Source organism: Kitasatospora sp. NPDC058965, assembly GCF_042741245.1.
Classification (GTDB): Bacteria; Actinomycetota; Actinomycetes; order Streptomycetales; family Streptomycetaceae; genus Kitasatospora.
This window is the reverse complement of record NZ_JBHYKG010000557.1, coordinates 1-2472: the sequence shown is the minus strand read 5'-3', so window position 1 is coordinate 2472 and position 2472 is coordinate 1. Positions and strand designations below refer to the sequence as shown.

General features: G+C 77.0%; 2 protein-coding genes and 1 pseudogene. All 3 read left to right on the top strand.

Going from position 1 to position 2472, the window contains the following annotated elements:
* Positions 1-197: pseudogene (locus tag ACFW1A_RS40075) on the top strand (hypothetical protein); the annotation flags it as partial.
* A 128-nt stretch (positions 198-325) separates the two neighbouring features.
* On the top strand, positions 326-802 hold the full coding sequence (locus tag ACFW1A_RS40070) for a hypothetical protein (RefSeq protein WP_380418601.1): 477 nt from the start codon (positions 326-328) through the stop codon (positions 800-802).
* A gap of 92 nt (positions 803-894) precedes the next feature.
* A partial coding sequence (locus ACFW1A_RS40065; RefSeq protein ID WP_380418599.1) for an NB-ARC domain-containing protein occupies positions 895-2472 on the top strand: 1578 nt, incomplete at its 3' end.

Here is a 2472-nt window from a genome sequence, read left to right as displayed (position 1 = left end):
CCCCCACCGGCACCGCGACCCCCACGGCCCCGCCCACCAGCGCCGCGCCGTCCCCCACCGCCACCTCCTCCTCCCACCTGCCCGACACCGGCACCACGGTGAGCCCCCGCCGCCTGGCCGCCCTCGCCGTCGGCCTGGTCGGCACCGGCACCGTCACCCTGCTGCTGGCCTACCGCCGACGCACCCCGCGGCACTGACGAACCGTCATGACCGGCTGCCCGGTCGGGCGCTGGGAGAACGGCCCGCGGTACCGTAGAGTCCCGCGGGTAGCGGTCGGAGGGGTGGCAGCGTGCGCGGTGCGGCGCTGCTCGGGGAGGATGCGGGAATGCTCGATCAGGCTCTGCTCGCGTTGGCCACGGCCGGCGGAACGGCGGTGGTGAAGGCCGCCGGCACGGACGCGTGGAGCGGGTTGCGGCTGGCCCTGGCCCACTGGTTCGGCCGGGCGGACGGCGAGCAGGTGACCGCGGAGCTGGAGCGCCTGGACCAGTCCGCGACCGCCCTGGCCGAGGGTGACGGCGCCGGGGCGGAGCAGGCGCGGATCCGCCACGAGACGGTGTGGCAGACCCGGATCGAGGCCCGCCTGGAGGCCCTGGCCGACGCCGAGCGGGCGCAGGCCGCCACCGCGCTGCGAGCTCTGTTGGAGGAACACGGCGCGAAGGCCGGGGCCACCGTCACCGCGGGCCAGCTCGCGGTGGGCGGCAACCTGACCATCACGGCCGGCGAAGGCTCGGTCGCCGCCGGCGTCATCCACGGCGGGGTCGGTATCGGCATCCCTTCGCGGCCGGCTCCGCCCCAGGGCTGAGCGGACCGGCGACAGCAAGCCCAGTTGCGGCGGACCCGCCGCTGCCAGGGGCCGGGCGACCGGGGTCCGTGACCCGTGCGGGCCACCACGGTGTGGCGATCGGTTACGTGGCCGGCGGTGGCCAGGTCGTCGTCTCCGCCCCGGTGTCCGGCCCCGGAGTGACCTGGCCGCACCAGGTCGGCGTGCTCCCGCGGCAGGCCGACTGCTTCCAGCACCGGGCCGGGGCTGCTCAGTTGGCGGCAGAGCCCGGCGCCGAGCAGGGCGCGGCGGTCGCCTACCAGGTGGTGGCGGGGATGGGCGGGGTGGGCAAGACCCAGCTCGCCGCCTTCCACGCCCGGCAGCTGTGGGCGCGCGGCGAGATCGACCTGCTGGTGTGGGTCACGGCGACCGGCCGTGCGGCGGTGGTCTCGGCCTACGCCCAGGCCGCCGGCGAGGTGCTCGACACCGACCCCACGGACCCGGAGCGGGCCGCCCGGGCGTTCCTGGCCTGGCTGGAGCCCAAGTCCGGCATGGACGCCTGCCGCTGGCTGATCGTCCTGGACGACGTCGGTGACCCCGCGGACCTGCGCGGCCTGTGGCCGCCCGTCGCGCCGGGCGGTCGGACCGTGGTCACCAGTCGACGGCGGGACGCCGCGATGCTCGGCCGGGGGCGGCGGTTGGTGCCCGTCGACCTGTTCACGGCGGACGAGTCCCTCACCTACCTCACCACGGCTCTGGCTGCCCACGGCCGCCTCGACCCGCCGGCCGAGCTGGCAGCCCTGGCGGACGACCTCGGCCACCTGCCGCTGGCCCTCTCCCAGGCAGCCGCCTACCTGGTCGACGCCGGCGTCGACTGTGCGACCTACCGCACCCTGCTGGCCGATCGCGCCAGGGCCCTGGCCGATCTCCTGCCGGACGCCTCGGAACTGCCCGACGACCAGGCCGCCACGCTGGCCGCCACCTGGTCCCTGTCCATCGCCCGGGCCGACCGGAACGCCCCGGACGGGCCGGCCAGGGTGGTGCTCGGCCTCCTGTCGGTGCTGGACCCCAACGGCGTGCCGGACGGTGTGCTGACCGGCGGGCCGGTGCTCGGCCATCTCGCCGCCGCGGCCCGCACCGGACTGGCCTCCCCCGACGACCTGGTGCGCATCCTGCGGATCCTGCACCGCCTCAGCCTGATCGACCACACACCGGGCAATCCCCACCAGGCCGTGCGCGTGCACCAGCTCGTCCAGCGCGCAGCCTTCGACGACCTCGCTCCCGGGCAACGCCGCGGCGTCGTACGGGCCGCGGCCGACGGGCTGGTGGCCGCGTGGCCGCAGGTCGAGCGCGACACCGCCCTGGCCACGGTGCTGCGGGCGAACTGCGAGGCGCTGCGCCGCTGCGCGGAGGCCGAGTTGTGGGAACCCGCGGCGCACCCGGTGCTGATCCGGGCCGGGCACAGCATCGGCGAGAGCGGACAGGTCGCCGCTGCCCGCACCCATTTCGAGCAGCTGGCCCGCGCGGCACGGGACCGGCTGGGACCCGACCACCCCGACACCCTCGCGGTGCGGGCCGAGCTCGCCCGGTGGCAGGGCGAGGCCGGCGACCCGGCCGGCGCCGCGGCGGCCTTCACCGCGCTGCTCGGGCCCGTGCACCGGGTGCTGGGGCCCGACCACGACCGGACCCTCGCCGCCCGCCACGAACTGGCC

Coding starts and splice junctions, on each gene's coding strand:
- ACFW1A_RS40070 (WP_380418601.1), top strand. CDS start 326: ATGCTCGATCAGGCTCTGCTCGCGTTGGCCACGGCCGGCGGAACGGCG.